This window comes from Gillisella taibaishanensis (genome assembly GCF_001938985.1).
GTDB classification, from domain to species: domain Bacteria; phylum Pseudomonadota; class Alphaproteobacteria; order Rhizobiales; family Rhizobiaceae; genus Allorhizobium; species Allorhizobium taibaishanense.
This window is the reverse complement of record NZ_MKIN01000019.1, coordinates 247461-265806: the sequence shown is the minus strand read 5'-3', so window position 1 is coordinate 265806 and position 18346 is coordinate 247461. Positions and strand designations below refer to the sequence as shown.

General features: G+C 60.4%; 14 protein-coding genes. 2 read left to right on the top strand and 12 right to left on the bottom strand.

Features of this window, described 5'->3' with window-relative positions:
• Positions 1–14: 14 nt before the first annotated feature.
• From BJF91_RS04695 to sfnG, 7 genes are all read right to left on the bottom strand, one after another.
• On the bottom strand, positions 15–1253 hold the full coding sequence (locus BJF91_RS04695) for an SfnB family sulfur acquisition oxidoreductase (RefSeq protein WP_075613315.1): 1239 nt from the start codon (positions 1251–1253) through the stop codon (positions 15–17).
• 32 nt (positions 1254–1285) lie between these two features.
• A complete protein-coding gene (locus tag BJF91_RS04690) occupies positions 1286–2059 on the bottom strand; it encodes an ABC transporter ATP-binding protein (protein ID WP_075613314.1) in 774 nt (257 codons plus the stop codon).
• A 70-nt stretch (positions 2060–2129) separates the two neighbouring features.
• The gene (locus BJF91_RS04685) at positions 2130–3497 is read right to left on the bottom strand and encodes an ABC transporter substrate-binding protein (RefSeq protein WP_075613313.1); all 1368 of its coding nucleotides are present in this window, start codon (positions 3495–3497) and stop codon (positions 2130–2132) included.
• Positions 3498–3567: 70 nt separating this feature from the next.
• Complete coding sequence (locus BJF91_RS04680; protein ID WP_075613312.1) at positions 3568–4599, bottom strand: branched-chain amino acid ABC transporter permease; 1032 nt, start codon at positions 4597–4599, stop codon at positions 3568–3570.
• Positions 4599–5495, bottom strand: a complete 897-nt coding sequence (locus BJF91_RS04675) for a branched-chain amino acid ABC transporter permease (protein ID WP_075613311.1) — start codon at positions 5493–5495, stop codon at positions 4599–4601. Before BJF91_RS04675 ends, BJF91_RS04680 begins: the two co-directional genes overlap by 1 nt.
• Positions 5495–6358: an ABC transporter ATP-binding protein gene (locus BJF91_RS04670; protein ID WP_075613428.1), complete on the bottom strand. Its 864-nt coding sequence runs from the start codon at positions 6356–6358 to the stop codon at positions 5495–5497. The genes BJF91_RS04675 and BJF91_RS04670 overlap by 1 nt, the downstream gene beginning before the upstream one ends.
• 155 nt (positions 6359–6513) lie before the next feature.
• A complete protein-coding gene (gene sfnG, locus BJF91_RS04665) occupies positions 6514–7623 on the bottom strand; it encodes a dimethylsulfone monooxygenase SfnG (protein WP_075613310.1) in 1110 nt (369 codons plus the stop codon).
• Positions 7624–8041: 418 nt separating this feature from the next.
• Here sfnG and BJF91_RS04660 point away from each other — a divergent pair, with 418 nt between their 5' ends.
• Together BJF91_RS04660 and BJF91_RS04655 are read left to right on the top strand one after the other, a co-directional pair.
• Positions 8042–10321 (top strand): FdhF/YdeP family oxidoreductase, encoded by a 2280-nt coding sequence (locus BJF91_RS04660; RefSeq protein WP_075613309.1) that lies wholly within the window; start codon positions 8042–8044, stop codon positions 10319–10321.
• 27 nt (positions 10322–10348) lie between these two features.
• A complete protein-coding gene (locus BJF91_RS04655; protein ID WP_075613308.1) occupies positions 10349–10534 on the top strand; it encodes a DUF3008 family protein in 186 nt (61 codons plus the stop codon).
• On the opposite strand, the gene BJF91_RS04650 is transcribed toward BJF91_RS04655, so the two are convergent.
• The 5 genes from BJF91_RS04650 to kdpA are packed head-to-tail and all read right to left on the bottom strand — an operon-like array spanning position 10531 to position 18297.
• Complete coding sequence (locus tag BJF91_RS04650) at positions 10531–11217, bottom strand: response regulator (protein WP_075613307.1); 687 nt, start codon at positions 11215–11217, stop codon at positions 10531–10533. The two genes, BJF91_RS04655 and BJF91_RS04650, sit on opposite strands and share 4 nt — an antisense overlap.
• Positions 11214–13922 carry a sensor histidine kinase gene (locus BJF91_RS04645; protein ID WP_075613306.1) on the bottom strand — a complete coding sequence of 903 codons (2709 nt, stop codon included), beginning with the start codon at positions 13920–13922 and terminating at the stop codon, positions 11214–11216. Before BJF91_RS04645 ends, BJF91_RS04650 begins: the two co-directional genes overlap by 4 nt.
• 9 nt (positions 13923–13931) lie before the next feature.
• Positions 13932–14507: a potassium-transporting ATPase subunit KdpC gene (gene kdpC, locus BJF91_RS04640; protein ID WP_075613305.1), complete on the bottom strand. Its 576-nt coding sequence runs from the start codon at positions 14505–14507 to the stop codon at positions 13932–13934.
• A 2-nt stretch (positions 14508–14509) separates the two neighbouring features.
• Positions 14510–16573: a potassium-transporting ATPase subunit KdpB gene (kdpB, locus tag BJF91_RS04635; protein ID WP_075613304.1), complete on the bottom strand. Its 2064-nt coding sequence runs from the start codon at positions 16571–16573 to the stop codon at positions 14510–14512.
• 14 nt (positions 16574–16587) lie between these two features.
• On the bottom strand, positions 16588–18297 hold the full coding sequence (gene kdpA, locus BJF91_RS04630) for a potassium-transporting ATPase subunit KdpA (protein WP_075613303.1): 1710 nt from the start codon (positions 18295–18297) through the stop codon (positions 16588–16590).
• Positions 18298–18346: the final 49 nt, after the last annotated feature.

Genomic DNA, 18346 nt, shown 5'->3' with positions numbered 1-18346 from the left:
AGATGGCCTGACTCTCAGCTCCAGGCGTGAAGCGGCGGCTTCTCGCCATTCAGGTAATATCTGCCGAGAATGGCATATTTCCAGCGCACTGGATCATGCAAAGTATGGGTGCGGGCATTGCGCCAATGCCGGTCGAGATTGTGCTCCGCCAGCGTCGAGCGCGTTCCTGCCAGTTCAAATAGCTTGTTGGTCGCCTCGATGGCAATTTCCGTCGAGAGAATTTTGGCTTCGGCAGTGATGATCTGTGCTTCGGCAACGGTTTCCGCGTTCGGGTTTGCGACAGCGACATCAATTGCCCGCCCAGCCTTTTCAAGCAGAGCCTGAGCTGCGTGCAGCCGAAGCGATAGGCCACCTACAGCCTGGATCGTATAGGGATCATCGCTCGCCCGCTCCAGTCCGGAATCTACCCACGGGCGGGACTTGGTGCGCACGAAATCCACGGTCTCCGTGATTGCCGCTTGAGCGATCCCTGTGTCGACAGCCACCTGGATGATCTGGAAGATCGCACCATCGGCCGTTGGCGTCTCATAGCCCTTGTAGCCTGGCACCAGCCAGGCCTTGTCGACCTTGACGTGATCGAGAATGACCGTGCCAGACAGCGTGGTGCGCTGACCGAAGCTCGACCAATCGTCGATGACGGTCAGGCCTGGCGCATCGCGGTCCGCGATTGCATACCAGGCACGGCCTTCGTCATCCAGCGCGACAATCGGTACCTTGTGGGCGAGCAAGGCACCGGAAGAATAAAATTTCTTGCCCGTCACGATGACATGATCGCCATGGTCGGTGAACTTCGTCTCGAAATCCACGGCTCGCTTGGAGCCGAATTCGGAAAAGGCGTTGCCCAGACGCAGGCCCTTCAGCACTTCGCCGAAGATCAACTGCTGCTGCGCCTTGTCAGAGACGGTGCGGATCGCGGCAACGACGCCGAGATGGTTCTGCGCGACCTGGCCGATGGAGGAATCGGCCTCGGAAATGATCTCGATGACCTTGGCCAACGTCGCATAGGAAACCTCAGGGCCGCCGAATTCCCTGGGAACATTGATGGACCAGAGCCCGCTCTGCGAGAATGCGTCCAGTTCAGCCGCTGGCCAGATCCGCTCGCGGTCGCGAAGGGCCGCGCCCTTGGCGAACTCCTTGGCCAGTGCCCGCGCCACCTCGATGGCTTCAGCGTCTGTCTTGATGATATGGGCCGGTTCGCTTGGACGAGCGACTGCCGGTACGCCGGTCTGTTCAGGCTTGGCAATGATGTTCATGGCACTCTCCTAGAAAATCTTGAAAGGGTTGATCAGGCGGCCGGTCTCGCCTGGGACGATTTTTCGCCCAGGTAGAAGGCCTTGATGTCGGCACGGCTGCGCAGGTCTGCTGCGGAGCCGGTAAGGACCGACACGCCGTTTTCGATGACGATGGCAGTGTCGGCATAGGCAAGGGCAATCGATGAATTCTGCTCAGCAACGAGAATGGTCAGACCATGCTCTGCGCTGAGACGCTTCAGCGCCTCGAATATCCCTCGGATCACCAGGGGTGCGAGCCCCATCGAGGGTTCATCGAGAACCAGCAATCGTGGCCGTGACATCAGCGCCCGGCCGATAGCTGTCATTTGCTGTTCCCCACCCGAAGTGAGGCCTGCCGCCAGTCGTCGCCGCTCCCGCAAGCGTGGGAAAATCTCGTAGATACGCTCGAGATCATCGGCTACTTCACGGCGGGAACTGCTGCGGCCGAGACCGCCGGTGATCAGGTTTTCCTCGACTGTGAGGCTTTTGAAGCAGTGTCGCCCTTCGAGCACCTGCACCAGCCCGGCCCTCACCAGATCGGCAGGGGCGCGGTTCAGTGTCGAGACACCATCGAACCGTACCGAACCGGATGCAACCTGGCCGCGCTCTGCCGGTAGCAGGTTTGATACGGCTTTCAGCACCGTTGTCTTGCCGGCGCCGTTCGAGCCGAGCACGGCGAGAATGGAGCCAGACCGTAGTGAAAACGAGACGTCAGTGAGCGCACGGATTGCGCCGCCATAGACGGCACTGATGGAGCGGACATCGAGAATGACAGGTTTTTCTGACATTGCGTTTCCTTTGGGCGCTAACCAAGATGAACGGGGCGGAGCTGGCGTGATGGATTCCGCCCCGATTGCATCAGTTGGTGCGGGCGGCGACCGTTTCGGCGTCAGCCGCAGTGCGCAGCGTGATACCCTTGTCCTTGGCATAGGTTTCGGCGGACTTTTCGATGATCGGCCGCAGCAGCGCCCAATCAGGTGCGATCCAGTCGGAGACCACTTTCCATTTTTTGCCATCCCACTGTTGGAAGGTGACGTAGCCCTCGCCCTCGTGATTGTCCCAGCTGACATTGATCGAGTGGAACAGTCCCTTGGCGCCCAGTGCCTCAACCTTGGCTTCGTCGAGTTTCAGATGTTCGAAACCCCAGCGCACTTCGTCGCCGCTCAGCGTCCGCTTGCCGAATTTCTCCTGGGCAATGCGGATCGCTTCGACATTGAGGATGCCGTTGACGATGCCGAGATTGTGGTAGACCGAACCAATCCGCTGCTTGTCCTCAAGGTTGCCCTTGCCCTGATCGTAGAGGGTTTTGACGATGTCCTTGACGATTGGGTAATCGGTGCCGGAGGCTTGGGTGGTAATCGCGGTATAGCCGATTGCAGCATCGCCGGCGGGGATGACGTCTTCTTCGGAATTGGACCAGACATTGCCAACGATCTTGGTGGCGGGGTAACCCACCTTCTGCGCCGTCTTCAGCGCCACCGGGTTCATCACGCCCCAGCCGCGCAGCACCACGTAATCCGGCTTGGCGCGTCGGATGGTCAGCCACTGGCTCTGCTGCTCGTTGCCGGGATGCGGCACCTCAATCTGCTGTACTTCAAACCCGTATTTTTGCGCCAGCAATTCATAGATCGGGATGGTTTCCTTGCCGTAGGGCGAGCCGTGGTAGAGCACGACGATCTTCTTGCCCTTCAACTTCTCAAGCCCGCCTTCACGCGAGGCGAGGTAATTCACGATACCCGAGGTCTCCGAATAGGGATTGAGCAGCAGCGGGAAGACGAACGGGAAAACGCGACCATCGGTCGAGTCCGTGCGGCCGTGATTGACTGTTATCAGCGGCACCTTGTCGGTGGTGATACGATCGATCATTGCATAGGCGATGCCAACCGACAGGGGGTTCCAGGCGGCAGCTCCCGGATGGCTCTTCTGCCGCTCGTAGCACTCGACGCCGCGTTCGACCTCGTACTGGGTTTCGCATTCGTCCCAGGTCAGCTTAACGCCATTGACGCCGCCGTCGCGGGTGTTGATTAGGTTCAGGTAATCGATGAAGCCGCCGAAAAAGCCGGTGCCGCCTGCCGCATAGGGGCCGACCCGGTAGCTCTGCAGCGGAAAATACTGCTCGTCGGCATGCGCAGCCGAGACGAAATTGGTGGCCGGCGCGAGGCTGGCTGCCCCTGCCAGGGCAAGTGCGACAAGCGCCGTTTTCGTGACGGTCTTGATGGTCTTCATGGATAGAGTCCCTCCGTGTACCGGCGCGGCCGGTATGATGAATGATCAATGGTTTGATGGTGCGTGGTGGTCAGCTTGCCGGGGCAGGAGCCTGCCGCCAGAGCCTCAGCCGGTGGCTGAGCGCGGCAAGTCCATCCGGCTCCAGGATCAGAAAGGTGATAATCAGAGCGCCGAGTACGATCCTTTGGGTCATATCCAGCGTGCCGGAGTCGAACATCGACCCGAAGACAAGACTGCCGACCCGCGACAGCACCACGGGAAAGACTACGATCAAGGCCGCGCCTAGGAAGGCGCCCCTGATGGTGGCAAGCCCGCCGATGATGACGATGAACAGGATCTGGAACGACCGGTCGAGGTTGAACCCGGCAGGCTCGACGGTGCGCAGATAGGCAAACGCCCAGAGCGCCCCGGCGATCCCGATGATAAAAGACGACAGGCCGAACGCCAGCAGCTTGGTCTTCAGCACGGGAACACCGATGAAATTCGCTGCCGTCTCGTTGTCGCGCACGGCGATGAAATTGCGGCCGGTCTGGGATGTCGCCACCCGCCAGGCAAAAAGGGTCAGCAGAGAGACGACGATCAACGCAAAGTAGTAGCGACCGAGTGACGACGTCATATCGATCCCGGCCAGTCGGATCGCCGGCGCGTCGATGACGCCGGACGGATTGTTGTTGGAAAACCAGCTGAACTTTGTCAGTGCCCATTGCACGAAGAACTGAGCAGCCAGTGTCGATACGGCGAGGTAGAAGCCGCGCAGCCTCAAGCTGGGCAGGCCGAAGACGATGCCAACGGCAGCCGCCGTCAATCCAGCGGCGACGAGACTGACCAGAAGCGGCAATCCGTCGACGCGCAGGTTGAAATTGAAGGCCGCGAAGGCGCCGACCGCCATGAAGGCGGCACTGCCGAGCGAGACCTGTCCGGCATAGCCCGTCAAGAGGTTGAGGCCGACGCCTGCAAGCGACAGTGCCAGGAAGGGCAGCATGATCGCTTCGATCAGATAGCCGGTGCCGAAGAGCGGGATGATTGCATAGGCAAGGGCGAGGACCAGAGCGAGCAAGAGCCAAGAGGACGGGGTGTTCGGGCGCAATGCGTTCGTCGTCATCACACTCTCTCCACTCGATTTTGGCCGAACAGGCCGGACGGCCGGACCAGGAGAAAGGCAAGCGCCAGCACATAGGCAAACCAGCCTTCGATGCCCCCACCGATGAAGGCACCCAGATAGACTTCAGCAAGCTTTTCGCTGGCGCCGACGATCAGGCCGCCGACGATGGCGCCCGCGATGGAGTCAAAGCCACCAAGCACCAGCACGGGCAGCGCCTTGAGGACGACGAGCGACAGGGAAAACTGAACGCCGCTGCGTGCCCCCCACAGTAGGCCCGCCACGAGAGCGACGAGGCCTGAGGCCGCCCAGACGGTTGGCCAGATGCGCGGCAGTCTCAGCCCGACCGCGAGCGCCGCGAACTGGTCATCGGCGACCGCCCGGAAGCTTAGCCCGACCCTGCTATAGCGGAAGAACAAGAGAAGGCCGGCGACCATCACAGCCGCAACGCCTGATGCAAAGAGGTCGAAGGTCGAAATCAGGATGCCGTGAAATTCGAACGGGATATCCTCGATGCCAAGATCCAGCCCATGCACCTGCGTTCCCCACAGCAGCTGGGCCGCTCCTTCGATGACATAGGACAGCCCGAGCGTGGCCATGAACAGCGTGATCGGCGGCTTATTGACCAACGGGCGCAGCACGACGCGCTCCACGGCGACGCCAATCACGACCATGGCCGCGAAGGTTACAGCAAGCGCCAGCGCGAAAGGTACGCCCTTTTCCGTCAGTGACACGAAGGTCAGCGCGGCAAACAGCAGGATTGATCCTTGCGCGAAATTGAGGACGCCCGAGGTCTTGTAGATCAGCACAAAGCCGATTGCGACCAAGGAATACATCACACCCGACAACAGCCCGCCGGTCAGCACTTCCAGGAAGAAGAGATAATCGAAGTCAGCCATCAGATGCCGGCTCCCTGTTCGTTGTCGTGGGGAACGCCGAGATAGGCATCGATCACCGCCTGGTTGTTGCGGACCTCTTCCGGCGTGCCATCGGCAATCTTGCGGCCGTAGTCGAGCACCGCGATCCGGTCCGACAGGTCCATCACCAACCCGACATCGTGCTCGACAAGGACGATGGTCGTCCCGTAACGTGTGCGGGCCGCTCTGACATAGTCGGCCATTTCCAACTTCTCGGTCGCGGTCATGCCGGCCATCGGCTCGTCAAGCAGCAACACTTTCGGATTGGGCGCCAGGGCGCGGGCAAGTTCGGTGCGCTTCTGCAGGCCGTAGGGCAGGGCGCCGGTCAGATGGTTGGCGTAGCGTTCAAGCCGCAGCAGTGTCATCACCTCTTCCCCCCGTTGGCGGGCCTCGGCCTGTTCACGGCGCGACAGCGGCAGGCCGAGAGCCTGACCTAGGAAATTCGACCGATTACGATAGGCGAGGCCGGTGACAATATTATCCGCGACAGAGAGCCCCTTGAACAGCGCCGGCGTCTGGAAGGTCCGGGACAGACCAAGCCGAGCCGCCCGATGGGCGGGCACGCCGGCATAGCTGACACCATCAACCCAGACCCGACCACTGCTCGGGCGATACAAGCCGCTGATCACATTGATTAGCGAACTCTTGCCAGCCCCGTTTGGCCCGATGACTGCATGAATTTCACCCGGTGCGATGGTGAGATCAACAGCCGCAAGCGCGGTGACGCCACCAAAGGAAAGCGTAACGTTTTCCAGCGCGAGCAGCGGTCCCTGCGATGCGGCAATATCTGCCTGCTGGCGCTCCTGCGCCCGCACAGACGGCCCAACGTAGTCGTCGCCGTACATTTCGGCCGCCTCAAGGGCCGAGAAAAAATAGTTGACGTAGACCATGTCTTTCCTCAACGGCTCGCCCAGTCCCGGGCAAAGTCCACCCCTCGCAGCCCCGCCTAGCGGGACTGCGTCACATCAAGATTTGAAAATGTTGCTGTAAGCTTTGGCCGTTATTCGGCCGCTTCGAGCGCTCCGTCCTCGCGCGCTTCCAACTCGCGCACCAGCGGTAGAACATTCTTGCCAAAGAACTCGACCTCTTCCTGGAAGTGCAGGAAGCCCAGGAGGATCAGGTCGGCGCCAGCGCGTTTGTGCTCGATGATCCGCTCGGCCACCTGTTCAGGCGTGCCGATCAGGTTTGAGCGGAAGCCGTCATTGTACTGGACGAGGTCCTGGAAGGTCGATTTTGCCCAATTGCCCTCCCGCTCAGGCGAAGCATTGCCGGCATTCTGAACCTCGTGGTGGAAACCCTTGACGGCGTCGGGGATCGCCTTGTCGATGATCTCCTTCAGCACATCCTGCGCTTCCTTTTCCGTTTCGCGCACGATGCCGAAAGCGTTCATGCCGATCTTGGTGCGCCAGGTCTTGCCGAACAGCTTTTCCTTCGTCCTGATATCGTCGACCTGGGCCTTGAGGCCGTCGGGCGTGTTGCCATTGGTGAAGTACCAGTCGGACACCCGGGCCGCCATGTCGCGGGCCGCGCGCGACGAGCCCCCCTGGAATACCTGCGGAACTCCCCCAAGCGGCTTCGGCTTCATTGAGTAATCCGTAAAGCGGTAGAAATCGCCGCGCAGATTGTAGCTGTCTTCGGTCCAGACGCCTCTGATGGCGCGGATGAACTCTTCCGAGCGGCGGTAACGTTCATCGTGATCCAGCCACGGTTCGCCGATGGATGTGAACTCACCCCGGAACCAGCCCGAAACGATATTGACGTCGACACGGCCGTTGGTGAGGTGGCTGATCGTGGCGATCTGCTTGGCAAGCAATGCCGGATGCCAGGGGCCAGGGAGAACGGCAGCGATAACGCGCAGCCGCTCCGTTGCAGCCAGCAACGCATGACTGAAGGACACGGATTCGTGCTGGTTGTCAGCGCCGTAGCCAGCCGTGAAGCGGATCTGGCTCAAGGCATAATCAAACCCGCTCTGTTCGGCGATCTGCGCCAGCTTCCTGTTATAGTCGATGCCCCAATGGGTGCGTTGTTCTATCGTGCTGATCACCAACCCGCCTGATACATTGGGCACCCAATAGGCGAATTTGAGCGGCTCTCTCTTCTGGCTCGACATATCCGTTTCCTTCCACACGGTTGGCTGCTTGCCATCAAGCCCGGCGCTGCTATCCTCAGGATGAAAACTGCGGCAGGCATTTGAAGTTCTGCATAAACTATAGAAATAATGGATTATTTTATAAAGCATGCCCCTTGCTTCTCGTGGGTACTGAGGGGGAATAAATTGCTCTAATATGGATGACGCAGAAGGCGGATTTGCCGTTCGCCGCTAAAAGCCATGCTTTGCAGTCCGGGTTTGCAAACACGTTATTTCTTCTGGCAGCCCCTCCGGAAGAGGGCTGCACGTCACTCCAAAGCGCAATTTCGTGAACAGCGGCAAGCTCTGGTTAGCGGAACCCGATGGTGTCTCCAGGCGTTTGGGCCGCGAGCAAATACAGTCCTGTATCCGCTCCCCAATCGTCAGAAGGAGACCCACTATGGCCGATAAAGACCAGACGCTGCATTACGATGGTCCGGTCGGTGGATGGGGCTCGGTGCGTGGCATCGTTGAAATCGCCGGGATGGAAAGACCATCCCCGATGGCTCTTGAGACTCTATACCGGCAGAACAAGCCGGGCGGTTTCATGTGCGTTTCCTGCGCGTGGACGAAACCGGCCGGTCATAACGCGCTAGAGTTTTGCGAGAACGGCGCCAAGGCGACGCTGTGGGAGCTGACGACACGCCGCTGCACGCCGGATTTTTTTGCCAAGCACACGGTCGAAGAACTCAAGACCTGGAGCGACCACGATCTGGAGCAGCAAGGGCGCCTGACGCATCCTATGCGCTATGATCGGGAGACGGACCGCTACGTCCCCTGCAGCTGGTATGAGGCCTATTCCGCTATCGGGCAGGAGCTCAAAGGACTTGATCCGAAATCCGTCGTCTTTTACGCGTCCGGGCGCGCCAGCTTGGAAACGGCTTATTGCTACGCGCTCTTCGCGCGCCTTTATGGCAACAACAATCTGCCCGACAGTTCCAATATGTGCCACGAAACCACCTCGGTTACGCTGAAGAAGGTGATCGGCTCACCAGTTGGCACGACTGTTTTTGAAGACTTCTCCACCTGCGACGCGATCTTCTTTTTCGGCCAGAATACCGGCTCCAATAGCCCCCGTTTTCTACACCCATTGCAGGAGGCCGTGCGGCGTGGCTGCAAGATTGTCACCTTCAATCCGGTGCGGGAAAAGGGCCTGATCTCGATGATCAACCCGCAAAGCCCGACGGAAATGCTGACGGGTAAGGAAACGGAACTCTCCTGCCAGTACCATCAGGTCAAAACGGGCGGCGACATCGCGGCGATTATGGGCCTGTGCAAGCACGTACTCGCAAAAGATGACGAGGCGCAAGCGCGTGGCCTCAGCGTGCTCGACCGCGACTTCATCACTCAGCACACCGATGGCTTCGAAGCTTTCGAGCAGAAGGTTCGCGCCACCGAGTGGGACGATATCGAACGCGAATCCGGTCTCACCCGGTCAGCGCTGGAATTGGCCGGCCAGATTTATGTCGAGGCCGACAAGACGATTGCCATCTACGGCATGGGCCTGACCCAGCATGTGCACGGATTTGAAAACATCGCCACTCTCGTCAATCTGATGTTGATGAAGGGCAATATCGGTCGTGATGGAACGGGTGTTTCGCCAGTGCGCGGCCATTCCAATGTCCAGGGTCAGCGTACCGTCGGTATTACTGAAAAGCCGGAACTCGCACCGCTCGACAAGCTGGAACAGCTTTACGGGTTCACCCCGCCGAAGGAAAAGGGTGTGACGACAGTCGAGGCCTGTGAAGGCATAATTTCCGGTGACATCAAGGCGTTTATCGGCCTCGGAGGCAACTTCCTAAGGGCGGTGCCGGAGCAGGGGGCGATGGAACAGGCTTGGCCGACCATGCGGCTCACCGTGCAGATTGCCACCAAGCTCAATCGCAACCATCTCTTCAATGGAGAGGTCGCCTATCTTCTGCCCTGTCTCGGTCGCACTGAGGAGGACATGCAGGCAGGCGGTCCGCAAACTGTGACCATGGAGGATAGCCTGAGCTGCATCCACGGATCGATCGGCAAGCGCAAGCCGGCAAGCCAGGACTTGAGATCGGAACTCGCCATCGTCGCGGGCATCGCCCAGGAAACATTGGAGCCAAACCCTAACGTGCCCTGGGAGGAATGGCTGGGCGATTACGGCAAGGTGCGTGACGCCATCGAGGCGACCTATCCGGAGCAGTTCCGGGACTTCAACAAGCGGATGTTTACGCCCGGCGGCTTTTACCGTGGCAACAGCGCCCGCGAACGGATCTGGAAGACCGAGAGCGGCAAGGCCGAATTCACCGTGCCTGATATGCTCTCAGCTGCCGGCTTTTCAGATAAGGCGGGCCGGTTCCGTCTCATGACCCTGCGCAGCAACGATCAGTTCAATACGACAATCTACGGCTATAGCGACCGATTGCGCGGCGTGGAGGGAACGCGATCGGTTTTGCTGATCAACCCGAAGGATATCGAAAAGGCGGGGCTGCGGGCGGGGCAAGTGGTGGGATTGGCTGCCGATGCGGAAGACGGCAAGGACCGCCGCGTTATGGGCCTGACGGTCACACCATTCGACCTGCCGGATGGTTGCGTGGGTGGCTACTATCCCGAACTCAATCCGCTGGTGCCGCTCGATCATCACGACAAGCACTCAAAGACACCGGCCTACAAGGGCGTGCCTGTAAGGATCATCCCAGACGCCTGATCCTCGACGCAAAAAAGGAGATAGCTCATGCCTGCCAAATCCAAGGCTCAGCAGATGGCCGCCGGCGCGGCCCTCGCTGCCAAGCGCGGTGAGACAAAGAAAAGCAAACTCAAAGGCGCCTCGAAATCAATGGCGGAGAGTATGAGCGAGAAGGAACTGCACGACATGGCCTCAACCAAGCAGGAGGGCAAGCCGAAGCACGCTTCGTCTTAAACCACAACAAATCGATAGCCCACCCCGGGCTCGGTCAGGATAATCGCCGGGGCACTCTCGTCCGTCTCGATCTTGGCGCGGATCTGGCGAATGAAGACCCTGAGGTATTGGAGATCCTGCGCATGGGCGGGGCCCCAGACATCCTTCAATAGCGTGCCATGGGTTAGAACCCGGCCTGCATGGGTGGCGAGCAGCCGCAGGAGGTCATATTCCTTTCGCGTGAGTTTCACCGGCTGGCCCGCCTTGGTGACGAGGCGATGGTCGAGATCGATGCGCAGATCGCCGCTCTCGATGGTTGTTGGCACCTGTTCTGCCTTGGGCTTGTGGCGCAAGGCGACCCGGATGCGGGCGGTGAGTTCGCCAATGCCGAAGGGCTTTTCCAGGTAGTCGTCAGCGCCAAGATCGAGTGCGGCAATCTTTTCGACCTCTCGGTCGCGGGCAGAGAGAATGATGATCGGGATTGGGTTCCAGCTGCGCAGTTGCGTCAGCACGTCCTTGCCGTCCATATCAGGCAAGCCAAGGTCGAGGATCAGCAGGTCGGGAACGGCTGTTGCTACCAGCGCCAGGGCCTGCTTACCGGTCTCTGCTTCAATAATCTCGTAACCGGCTGCCGTCAGGGCGGGTCGCAAAAAGCGCAGGATCTGCGGTTCGTCGTCAACGATCAGAATGCGTTGGCCTGTCATGCCGGCTGCCGGTCCCTTTCATCTTTCTCTCGTGCAAAGCGCAGCGTGAACCTTGTTCCCAGCCGCTTGACGGCAGGACTTTCGACAGCAATAGAACCGCCCATCGCCTCGACAAAGCCTTTGGCGATTGCGAGACCCAGGCCGGTTCCAGGTTTGCGCCCATCGGCTTTCTTGCCGCGACGGTAGAATTTTTCAAAGATGCGGTCGAGATCGTTTTCGGAAATTCCTTTACCCAGATCAGTGACGGACAGCGAGATCGCTGCATCGTCTGCCTTCGCATAAACAGTAACAGGCGTGCCACCGCCATGTTTGCATGCATTGTCGATCAAGTTGAACAGGGCTTGGCCGAGCAACATGCTGTCTGCCCGCAGCAGCGGCAGATCACGGGCGATACTGGCATTGATTTCGGTCGATGGCGCCAGGCGCCGCGCGCGACCAATCGCATCGGCAACCACATCATTGAGATCGACCCAATCCCGCTTCGGCTCCACGGCGCCGGCCTCGATCCGGGTCATGTCAAGGAGATTGCCAACGAAGCGGGACAGCCTCTCGCCTTCCTCTTCGATCGATTGCAACAGGTCGCGCCGGCTTTCAGCCGGCATCCGGTCGCCGAACTCCTTCAGGCTCGTTACAGCACCGGTAATGGTCGCGAGTGGGGTGCGCAGGTCGTGGGAAATCGACGATAGCAGTGTCGATTGAAACCGTTCACGCTCCAAGCGCGCCTGATCCTCGACGCTGCGGACCGTCAGATGAGCTCGGTCGAGCGCAATGGTAACTTGATCGAGGATGGCCAGAAGTGCGCGCTCCTCCATGGGATCAAGCGGTTCTCCGCTCAACTGGTATCCGCAAACCGATAAAATGCCGGCTGGGCCACGCAGCGGTCGGAACTGCAATGTCGAATTCGGCAATGTTCCGGTGCCGGCACCAGCTGCCTCGCCCTTCTCGAAAGCAAAGCGCGCCGCTGCCATTTCGGGTACGCCGAGTTCCGTGTCCGGCGGCCAGCAGGAGCGCAACGCGAGGACACCGTCCTGCGGTGATAGCAGTGCGATCGGCCGCTTGATGATGCCGTTCAACTGGCTGACAGCCGTCCAAACCACGGCGTCGGCGTCGACCGTGCCGGCGAGTTTTGAAGAGACATCATAGAGGATCTGCGTCTGTGCCGCCCGCCGCGCCGCGACTTGGCCCTGCTCCCTGATTCTTGAGGCGATGCCGCCGGCAAGCAGGGCTGCAGCAATGAAGATCACGAACGCGAAGACCTCATGCGGCGCTGCAATGGTCAGCGTGTAGAGCGGCTTGATGAAGAAGAAATTATAAGCGAGCGCTGAAAAAATGGAGGTCATGAACGCCGCTGCATAGCCTTGGCGCAGCGCCGACACGAGGACAGCGAGCAGAAACAGCATCGATAAATTCGGCAGCGCCACCAGTTCTACAATGCTCGCTGCCAAGACGGCGGCTGCCGCAGTGGTCACGATGGCTGTTGCAATATCCGGCAGATTGACCGGCAAGCTTGCGAAAGGTGATCGCTCGAGGCCGGATTGTCGGGGTGTCTTACTTGGCGGAGCGTCATCGGTGATGAGATGAATTCCCATGCCCGACTGTTCTTCAAGCAAAGCGTCAGGCAGGGCACGGCGAAACAATCTTTGCAGGCGCGAGCGCTGCGGCGCACCGATGACGATCTGCGTGACATGTTCCTTGCGGCAGAGCCTCAGGATCTCGTGCACGAAATCTTTGCCCTGGATGCGCTTGGTCTCGCCACCAAGCCGTTCCGCAAGGCGGAAAAGTTCATCTATCCGGGTCTGGAGTTCGGGGCTATCGCCGCCCTGGTCTGTTCGCTCGAGCGAAACGACCAGCCAGCGGGCATTCATGCCGGACGCAAGATGGCTGGCGGTGAGCACGACTTTCTCCGATAGCGCATCCGGGCCAATGCACACCAGAAGTCGCTCGCCGGTGCGCCATGGGCCTTCGATGGCATTTTGCTTGAGGTAGTCGACCATCTGGTCGTCAACCCGGTCGGCGGTGCGGCGCAGCGCCAGTTCGCGCAGCGCGGTCAGATTGCCAAGCCGGAAGAAGCTCTCGGTCGCGCGCCTGGCATTGTCAGGCATATAGACCTTGCCTTCCCGCAGGCGGTTGATCAGCTCCTCCGGTGGCAGATCGATCAGCACGACGACATCGGCCTGCTTCAACACCCGGTCCGGCACGGTCTCGCGGACCACGACGCCGGTGATCTGGCTGACGATGCCGGACAGGCTTTCGAGATGCTGGATGTTCAGCGCCGTCCAGACGTCGATGCCGGCAGCCAGCAATTCCTCGATATCCTGGTAGCGCTTGGGATGCCGGCTTTCGGGCGCGTTGGAATGGGCGAGTTCGTCCACGACAATCACCCGTGGACGGCGGGCAAGCGCTGCGTCGAGGTCGAATTCGTCGAGAACCCACTCCTTGTAGGCGATCTTGCGGCGGGGCAGGGTCTCCAACCCCTCGACCAGCCGCTCGGTCTCGCTGCGGCCATGGGTCTCGACCAAACCCAACACGATATCCGTGCCCGCAGTCATCTGAACGCGGGCACGCGCGAGCATGGCATAGGTTTTGCCGACACCCGGCGCTGCGCCTAAGAAAATTGTCAGTTTTCCACGGCCATCCTTGCTGGCGAGGCCCAGGAGGGCATCGGGATCGGGACGGCGGTCGGTATCGCGCAGGGCATCGGACATTCAGCAACCTTATCGAGCGGGTCCGGCCTGATCGAGTGCCAGATTGAGGCTCAGCACATTCACCCTGGGCTCGCCGATCACACCGAAAAGTCTCGGCTGGATCTGGCTTTCCACCAGCGCGGCCACTTCCTTTTCGGACAAGTTCCGAGCTTTGGCAACAGAGGCAACTTGCACGCGCGCGTTTTGCGGCGAAATCTCAGGATCAAGTCCTGAACCTGACGAGGTAACGGCATCTGATGGCACCGGCCCTCCACGCCCGGCTGCGTGCCAGGCCGCAACGGCTGCGGCGATCTGGTCCTTCAGCTTTTGCGAGGTGGCACCGAGATTGGTGCCACCGGAGCCGAGCGGATTGTAAGGCGACGTCGCTGTTGCCGACGGGCGCGGAGCGAAATAGCGCGACGATGTAAAGGCCTGGCCGATCAGTGCTGACCCGACAACCGTGTCGCCCTTTTTGATGACACTGCCATTGGCTTGTTGCGGCATCAAGGCTTGGGCAGCTCCGGTGATGGCCAGCGGGTAGGCAAGGCCGCAGAGACCGGTGAACAGCACAACCAGGGTGGCGGCGGGACGAAGATGAGACAGCATGATTACACCCAATGCAGTGTGGTGATGGCGAGGTCGACGACCTTGATGCCGATGAAGGGTAGGACGATGCCACCGACCCCGTAGACAAGCAGGTTACGGCGCAGGAGTGCCGCCGCCCCGACCGGCCGATAGGCCACGCCTTTCAGCGCCAGCGGAATAAGCGCGATAATGATCAGCGCGTTGAAGATCACCGCCGAGAGAATGGCCGACTGCGGTGAGGCGAGCTGCATGACGTTGAGCGCGGCAAGCCCAGGATAGGCCGTAACGAACAGCGCCGGGATGATCGCAAAGTATTTGGCGACGTCATTGGCAATCGAGAACGTGGTCAGCGAACCGCGGGTCATCAGCAATTGCTTGCCGATTTCGACAATCTCGATCAGCTTGGTCGGGCTGGAGTCGAGATCGACCATGTTGGCGGCTTCGCGGGCGGCCTGGGTGCCGGTCTGCATGGCAACGCCGACATCGGCCTGCGCAAGGGCGGGCGCGTCATTGGTGCCGTCGCCGCACATGGCGATCAGCCGGTTGCCCTGTTGCGCCTTGCGGATATAGGCGAGCTTGTCTTCCGGTGTTGCCTGGGCGAGGAAATCGTCGACGCCGGCTTCAGATGCAATGGCTGCCGCTGTTACTGGATTGTCGCCGGTGACCATGACGGTGCGGATGCCCATGGCGCGAAGGGCTGCAAACCGCTCCTTTATGCCAGGCTTGATGACATCCTTCAGATGAATCACGCCGAGCAGACGACTGCCATCAGCCACCGCAAGCGGCGTGCCGCCTGATTGGGCAATCCGGGCAACCGCATCGTTGAAGGCGCGGGGCGCCGTCGTCACATCGAGACCGGCAAAGGCCAGCACGGAGTCCACCGCGCCCTTACGCAACCGCTGTCCCTGGATATCGACGCCCGAGAGCCGGGTTTCGGCGGTGAAGGGAATGACGGCATCGGGAGCCGAAGACGGCAGGCTCTGGCTGAATTCCCCCATGGCAAGCGCCACAATGGATCGCCCTTCCGGCGTCTCGTCCGACTGGCTCGACAAGAGAGCGGCATTGGCGAGATCGCTGGCGCTGACGCCGGGCACGGGCAGGAAGTCGCTGGCCATGCGGTTGCCGAAGGTAATGGTGCCGGTCTTGTCGAGCAGCAGCGTATCGACATCCCCCGCAGCCTCGACCGCGCGGCCAGAGGTGGCGATGACATTGAAACGCACGAGGCGATCCATGCCGGCAATGCCGATGGCCGAGAGCAATCCGCCGATCGTGGTCGGGATCAAGGTCACCAGCAGTGCCGCCATGACGGTAACCGACAGGACAAGGCCGGAATAGCTCGCAAGACCATAGAGTGTCACGACAGCAATCACGAAGATCAGCGTCAGCCCTGACAGCAGGATCGACAGGGCGATCTCGTTCGGCGTCTTCTGCCGTTCTGCACCTTCGATCAGCGCGATCATTCGGTCGACAAAGGACGAGCCAGGGGCGGTGGTGATGCGGATGCGGATTTCATCTGACAGGACCTGGGTGCCGCCCGTTACCGCCGAGCGGTCGCCGCCTGCCTCGCGGATCACGGGCGCGGATTCACCGGTAATCGCGCTTTCATTGACCGAGGCGACGCCTTCGATCACTTCGCCATCGCCGGGGATCAACTCGCCGGCAGCAACGAGGACGATATCGCCGATCTTCAGCGTGCTCGCGGCAATGTTGACGGTCTCACGGCTGTTGACGCCATTACCGGAGACCTTCCGAGCGGAAAGCTCGCTTTTGGTGCGCCGCAGGCTCTCGGCCTGCGCCTTGCCGCGACCTTCGGCGACGGCCTCGGCAAACGTGGCAAACAGTACGGTAAACCAGAGCCATGCGGCGATCTGGCCGGAAAAGCTTGCCGAGCCGCCGGTGGCGAGATCGCGAACGGCCAGAATGGTGACGACTGCGGCAACGATCTCGGTGACGAACATCACGGGGTTGCTGATCAGCTTGCGGGGATCGAGTTTCAGCACCGCGTCCTTGAGGGCGATCTTGATGATTGCGGGTTCAAACAGCCGTTGCGCCGGCCTGGCTTCGGAGGTGGAATGTGACTGTGTCATGGTAACAGCCTCTTTCAATAAAGGGTGCCGGAGAGCATGCCGACATGCTCAGCAATGGGACCAAGGGCGAGCGCCGGAAAATATTGCAGGCCGCCGATGATGAGGATGATGGCAACGAGAAGCACGACGAACAGCGGCGTGTGGGTGGGGAAAGTGCCTGCCGATGCCGTGCCGCGGGTTTTTGCCGCAATCGAGCCTGCAATCGCCATGACGGGTACGGCATAGGCGAAGCGGCCGAGCGCCATGGAAATGCCAAGCGTGGTATTGTACCAGACCGTATTGGCAGACAGCCCGCCGAAAGCAGAGCCGTTGTTGCCGGCAGCCGAGGTATAGGCGTAGAGGATTTCAGACAGGCCGTGTGGGCCGGCATTGCCAAGGGCGGCTAGTGCCGAGGGCAGCACGGCTGAAATGGCGGAAAAGCCGAGGATGGCAAAAGGTAGTACCAGCACCGCCAGCATCGCATATTTCATCTCGCGGGCTTCGATCTTCTTGCCCAGGAATTCCGGCGTGCGCCCAACCATCAGGCCGGCGACAAACACGGTCAGCACGCAAAAGACGATCAGGCCGTATAGCCCGGAGCCGACACCGCCCGGCAGGATCTCGCCAAGCTGGATCAGGAACAGCGGCACCAACCCGCCAAGCGGTGTGAGCGAGCCGTGCATGGCATTGACACCGCCATTGGAAATGCCCGTGGTGATCGCGACATAAGCAGCGCTCATCGCCTGGCCGAAGCGGACTTCCTTGCCCTCCATATTGCCAAACGACGGATCAAGGCCAAGCGCCAAATGGATCGGGTTGCCGGCCGTCTCAAAACAATAGACCGCAGCGATTGCACCGATGAGCAGTACAGCGACGCTGGCAATCAGCGCCCAGCCCTGACGCAGGTCACCGACCATTTTGCCGAAGGCGTAAATGAGGGCCGTGGTGATCAACATCATCGCGAGAATGTTGAGGTAGTCGCTGACTGCAGAGGGATTTTCAAACGGGTGAGCGGCATTGGCATTGAAGAAACCGCCGCCATTCGTGCCGAGCTGCTTAATCGCTTCCTGGCTAGCAATCGGGCCAAGCGCAATGGTCTGTTGCGCGCCATCGAGCGTCGAGGCGAGAACTGAGCCCGCGAGCGTCTGCGGCGAGCCGAGCCAGACGAAGACAAGCGCCAGCACGATGGACAGGGGCAGCAGCAGGTAGAGCGTCGAGCGGGTCATATCGACCCAGAAGTTGCCGAGCGTCTGGGCGCTGGAGCGTGCAAAAGCGCGGGTCATCGCCAAGGCGATTGCGATGCCGGTTGCGGCAGACAGAAAATTCTGCACCGTCAGCCCGGCCATCTGCGAAAAGTGGCTCGCGGCCTGTTCACCGGAATAGGCCTGCCAATTGGTATTGGTGACGAAGCTGATCGCGGTGTTGAAGGCAAGATCCGGCGACATGCCGGCAAAGCCCTGCGGATTGTAGGGCAGATAGGCCTGCAGCCTCAGGATGGCATAAAGGGCGAGAAAGCCCATGCCGTTGAAGGCGAGCATCGCCAGCGTATAGGCAAGCCAACCCTGCTCGCGGCGGCTATCGACGCCAGATAGCCGCAGGATTACGCCCTCGACGGGCGCGATAATTGGGGAGAGGAAAGTCCGCTGTCCCTCAAACACCTTGGCGATATAGAGGCCAAGCGGTTTGATGGTGACGAGGACGAGAACAAGCAGCAAGCCGATTTGCAGCCAACCGTTGGAAGACATGATGTTCTCCGAAATGAGGATTGCGCCCCGGGAGCGCCGGCGGTGGCTA